This is a genomic window from uncultured Methanobrevibacter sp., assembly GCF_937898925.1.
Classification (GTDB): Archaea; Methanobacteriota; Methanobacteria; order Methanobacteriales; family Methanobacteriaceae; genus Methanobrevibacter.
Genome location: NZ_CALDKF010000103.1, coordinates 1 through 6,045 on the forward strand (window position 1 = coordinate 1; position 6,045 = coordinate 6,045).

2 protein-coding genes are annotated in these 6,045 nt (G+C 32.5%); one reads left to right on the forward strand and one right to left on the reverse strand.

Annotation, left to right across the window (positions count from 1 at the left end):
* A partial coding sequence (locus Q0409_RS08185) for a DUF4011 domain-containing protein (RefSeq protein WP_298536921.1) occupies nt 1-4,490 on the reverse strand: 4,490 nt, incomplete at its 3' end.
* A gap of 349 nt (nt 4,491-4,839) precedes the next feature.
* Here Q0409_RS08185 and Q0409_RS08190 point away from each other — a divergent pair.
* The gene (locus tag Q0409_RS08190; RefSeq protein ID WP_298536924.1) at nt 4,840-5,979 is read left to right on the forward strand and encodes an aldo/keto reductase; all 1,140 of its coding nucleotides are present in this window, start codon (nt 4,840-4,842) and stop codon (nt 5,977-5,979) included.
* The last annotated feature ends 66 nt before the right edge of the window (nt 5,980-6,045 follow it).

Consider the following 6,045-nt stretch of genomic DNA (forward strand, 5'->3'; position numbering starts at 1 on the left):
CCGTCTGCCGCCACAGGATCAAAGGTAAAGTAGCAAGCATCCTTAGTGGTAACGCCGGAAAACACCGGCCGGTAGGATGTCTGCACCTCCATGCTGGTATTCCAAGCATTAATGGAAGTTTTATCATCTTTGGAAGAGTTTTTAGTTAATTCATCATCAAATCCTTCCAAGTATCTGTTGATTAAATCTTCTTTTTCCTTATCCTTTTCAGCCTTTTCATTGATTTCCTCTTTAATTGATTGGATATTTGCCAAATCATTATCTGAAATATTATTTACAATATCCATTTCATCTTCTTCGTTATTCTCTATGAAATCATCATTTTCATCTTCATTATCGTCTTTTCCAAGGATAACTGTAGTTACAGGATTGATTTTCATTGATTCAACATCATTGATCTTTTTCTTCAAGTCCTTAACTTTAGTATTGACAATTGTTGATTCAATATTCTCCAATAGCTTAGCTCTTGCCAAGTCTCTGTTTCTATACCAATCAGTAGACCAGATATGATAGATATTCCAACCTAAACCTTTCAATACCTGTTCTCTTAATCTATCCCTATCTCTAGCTACCTTGCTTGAAGCGTAATTATGACCATCACATTGGATTCCTAAAATGTATTTTCCAGGATTATCCGGATCTTTAATAGCTAAATCCACTCTAAATCCTGCACAACCAACCTTCTTATCCACTTCATATCCATTTTCAGCTATGAAATTGCAAATTGCATCTTCAAATGGTGCTTCATCATAATCCTCATATTGGACAGATTGGTTATAATGCAAGTTTTCAGCATATTCCAAGAATGCCTGCAATGATTTTACACCAAATGGTGGATTAGCAGTTAAATGAATATCATGAGCTCTGAAGTTGGTAAACACTACACATTTTTCTCTTGCTCTTGTAACAAGTACATTTAAACGTCTTTCCCCTCCATCCTGATTCAATGGGCCGAAGTTCAATGACATTTTGCCTTCTGTGTCATAACCGTATCCTACACTGATTAATATGACATCCCTTTCGTCTCCTTGGATAGTTTCAAGGTTTTTAACAAAGAATCTTTCTTCCTTGTTTTCTGAAAAGAAGGCTTCATATTCAGGATGGGCTTTTCTTTCAATCTCCAATTCCTCTAGAATTGCATTCTTTTGAGCTACAGAGAATGTTCCTACACCTAAACTCTTTTTGTCACCATATTTTGCAAAGTGATTGAATATCTCTTTAACTACGTCCTTTGCTTCAAGAGGGTTAGCTGAGCCTTCTCCTCTATGATATTGAGTATTAGGATTGTAATGGAATTTAAGACCTAATTCTGGATCTGTGTGAGATGGAGATGGATATACCAATAGCTCATTATCATAAAACTCCCTATTAGAAATATTAATTAAAGACTCATGACGGCTTCTATAGTGCCATTTAAGCATTTTAACTGGGAATGATAATTTACATAAATGAAGGATACTTTCCATATCCAAAGCAGTTGCCACTTCTTCCCCACTTTCACTGTCAGTCATTTGGTCAAAGAAGCTTGTAGGAGGCAATTGTTGAGTGTCTCCCATTACAACAGCAGTCTTACCTCTCATGAATGCACCTAATGCATCCTCAGGTTTCACCTGACTTGCTTCGTCGAAAATAACCACATCAAATTGCAATTTAGGATTTGTAGGATCAAGATATTGTGCAATGGACAATGGACTCATCATAAAGACAGGTTTAATCTTTTTAATGGTTCCTCCTGCCTTTTCAAGCAATGTTCTAACAGGTAAATGTCCACTTTTTCTTGTAAATTCTCCTGCCAATACCTTAGCTTCTGGATCATTAGCAGCACCATAAATCTTAGGAATTTGGCTATTTAGCTTATTGAAAATCCTTTTTCTATTCAAGTTAATGATTTTTACATCCAAATCCTTGAATTCCTTGATTCTGTTTTCGTGCAATTCACCGATAAATGTTGCTAAAGTGTCATTTTCATTGAAGACAATATTGAGTAAGCTGTCTGCAAAATTACCTAAAACCATTGGTTTAACGTCATCTTTCTTAATGTTTCTTTTTTCAATGGTCTTAATGAATAATGATGCCTCACTATTCCTGCATGCCCTTTTGGTGTTGGAATACTGAGACCATAAATGTAAGCTTGATAATTGTCCTTTCCATTTATTCAATTGATTTTCCCATTTGTCAAATGGAACATCATCTGTTTCTCTTTTAAAGATGATTTTGCTTCTTGGATTTAATTTTGACTCCAATTTCTTAAGATTTTCATAGAATCTATTTCCCTTTTCAACATAGTCATCTATGCTGGAATCCATATCTGGAAGGAAAAGATCATTTGAAAGCATTTTTACAGTAGTTTCACTAAAAGTGCCATTTGATATGAGATAGACAAATTTATTCATCCAATTAGCCACTTGCTTCAAGTCATTTATATTAGCGTTTTCACTCCATAAATCACCGAAATATGCTCTTCCAAGAGCTTCGTTATCCTTTAGGCTTTGTCTGATTTTAATATGGTTTCTCACTTTAATCAAGTCATTCAATGCTTCCCTATCACTTGGAACATTGCCGTTATAAAGCTTATAAAGCTCTTCCTTATGGGAATTTCCACCAAATAGCTTGAATTTCTTATTGGATTCCTTTTCCAAATCATATATTATTGTATCTAAATCCGCAACAAGCAAATAATCTGAGAATTTATTAAATAATCCAGATGCATGCTGATAATGCTGCAATAGCTTAATGAGCTCTAAGGATTTTTCTGGACTATTGAACCAATATTTGCTAAGCAAGACTGAACTATCCACTAAGTTAGCACTTTCACTATTCAAAATATTCAATGCAGTTATTGAATCTTCGTATTCTTTTAGTGTATTAGGGATTTTAATGCCGTAAACTTCATTTACAACATTCATCTCATATCTGAAATCACTTAAAGACTCTAAACTATCCCTAATCAATAATTCAATTTCCCTTAAATCCGCTGGAAGCAAACTCTTTGGATTGCAATAGCTCCATGGATTATTTTTGGAAATGGTTGAATATAATTCTGCTAAATTTTCTAATGATATTATAATATCATCCAATTCCTTCATTGTTAAGTCTTCAGCATTGTTGAATCTTACTAAAGGCAATAATTTACTTTGTCTTGCAAAATAGTCTTCTGAAGACTCTTTCATACCATATAATTCAAATGGTGTGAGATTTACATTAGCCATTGGAGTGTGAATTATTTCAGCATATTGATCTAATTGGTCACGTAAGTTTTCAAGCTTTCTAAGGGTTTGATCTAATTTCAAGTCTCTTGTAGCCCTTACATTAGTTGCTTTCTTGAGGTTTTTCAAGAATTGTTTTCGTCTTGTCTTGTGTGAATGCAATTCCAATACGAATTTTCCAAGACCTACACTATCCAATCTGCTTTTTACAACTTCAAGTGCAGCCATCTTTTCACTTACAAAGAGAACTGTTTTTCCTTCTGCTATAAGCTCTGCAATCAAGTTTACGATAGTTTGTGATTTACCTGTTCCTGGAGGTCCTTCTACAACTAGATTATGGCCTGCCTTTACGTTTTCTATAACTGCAATCTGTGATGAATCAGCATCCAAGACTTGATACATTGTTTTATAATGGAGTTTTTCATCCACATCTTCTTCCTCAAATGTATCCTCATAAACATTTTTGCTTGGATTGAATATTGATTGAATAAGTTCATTTTTAGTTAAATCAACATCTTTGCTCCAACTTTCAGGATTCAAGTCATTATACATGACAAATTTAGTAAATGAAAAGAATCCTAAAGCCACATCATCCTTAACATCCCATTTGCTAAATGGTCTGATTGCCTTTTTAACATCTGCTAAATATTGGTTTACACCTTCAATATAAGAAGTTTGCTCAAATTTAGGAAGCTCTATTCCCGCTTCACGCAATTTAGCTTGAATTGAGATGTTGTTTTGAATGTCTTCTCCAGTCCAGGATAATGAAAATGAATTTCCAACCTTCTTACGTTCCATAGCTACTGGAATAAGAATAAGTGGGGCTAAATTCTTTTGTCTTGGTTTCTTCTTGTCAATCCATTCTATAAAACCAAGAGCAATATACAAAATATTGTAACCTTGTTCCTGAACCATTGTCTTAGATTGCTGGTCAATATAAAATAGTCTTTTTTGAAGCTCACTAGGTGTCAAATCTGCTTTTAAGGTTTTATCGCTTTCAGATGATAAGAATTCCTTGGTTTGATCTATGAAAGTGTGAGCTCTGGATTTCTTGGTCTCTGCCTTATTAGGAGAGAAATACATTTTCTTATTCTCTAAAACAAGGATCTTATATGCATTCATAGGTGTTTGGTTAATGATACTGAGATTTCTGTTCCTTGCCTTGAAGCTAAGAAGGGGGTTTCGTAAGGTTAAATCCAAGAGTTCCTTTCTTAGATTCTTAAACTCCTTCTCAATATCCTTATTAGATATAGTGTTGTTTTTTGATGGTGTTCTGAATTGCATATTATTATCCCTTTTTAGGTGAAATTATAATTAATATTTTTAAGATTTATATAAAATATTTAATAATTTTTTGATACAATTATATTTATATTTATAGTAATTTATAAAGTTTTGTAAATAGCAATTTTTATATAAATCTCTAAAAAAGATTTAATTTAAAAAATAAGAATTTTTTAATCTTTTTTAGTGAAATAAAAGAAAATAATTGGAATAAATTTTAATAGTTTTTTCATATAAAAACATTTATATATACAATTAATTAAAAATATTTTTATATATACAATTATATTAATTTAACAAGGTTTATAGATTAAAAAAAACTGATAAAAAAAATATTTGGAGTGAAAAAATGGAATATAAATCAAAATTTGGATTTGGATGCATGAGATTGCCTCAAACTGATGCAAATGACCCTACTAAAATTGACCAGGAATTATTTAATGAAATGGTAGACCTTTACATGGAAAAAGGATTCAACTACTTTGATACCTCATTTGCTTATCATAATGGAGTTAGTGAAGTTGCAATGAAAAAAGCAATAGTTGACAGATATCCTCGTGAATCCTACCAAATATGTGATAAAATGCCTACATGGGCATTGACAAGTGAAGAAGATAACGATAAATTTGTTAATACCATGCTTGAAAGGCTTGGAATTGACTATTTTGACGTATTTTTTGTACATAATATCAATGTTCCATGGTTAAAGTTAGCTGAAGAGCACAATACCTTTGAATATGTAAAGAACATGAAAGAAAAAGGCATGACTAAGAAAATAGGTATAAGTTTCCATGACAACTCTGATTTGCTTGAGAAATTCCTTGATAAGTATGCAGATATTCTTGATATAGTCCAATTGGAACTTAATTACTTGGATTGGGAAGATCCAGCTATTGAAGCTCACAAATGCTATGATTTATGTGTAAAGCACGGTCTTGACGTTTATGTTATGGAACCACTTAAAGGTGGTGTAATTGTAAATCAGCCAGAAAGCATCAATGATGATTTTAAGTCATTCAATCCAGATAAGTCTATTGCAAGCTTTGCAATGAGGTTCTGCGCTTCATTGGAACATGTAAAAATGGTTTTAAGTGGAATGAATAAGATGGAAGATCTATTGGATAATATAGATACCTTTGAAAACTTTGAGCCATTAAGCGAAGAGGAACATAAGTTCTTATTAGAAGAAGCAGATAAATTAAGGGAAAATCTTGCTGTACCATGCAGTGAATGCGGCTATTGCCTTAAAGCTTGTCCATTGGAAATCCCAATTCCAGAGTATTTCAGATTATATAATCATCATAGTGTACAGAAACAGTCAAATATATACAGATTGTATTATGATAAATTAGGTGAAGAAAAGGTTCCTGCAAGTGATTGCACCAAATGTGAAACCTGCATTGATTACTGTACACAAAAAATAAACATTCCCGAAAAGTTAGAAGAAGTATGTGAGCATTTCCAAGAAGGATTCAGCCCTTATGGTTAATCGCCATATTTTTATTTTTTTTATAATTATTTTTTTTATAATTATTTTTTTTATAATTATTTTTTT

Coding starts and splice junctions, on each gene's coding strand:
- Q0409_RS08190 (WP_298536924.1), top strand. CDS start 4,840: ATGGAATATAAATCAAAATTTGGATTTGGATGCATGAGATTGCCTCAA.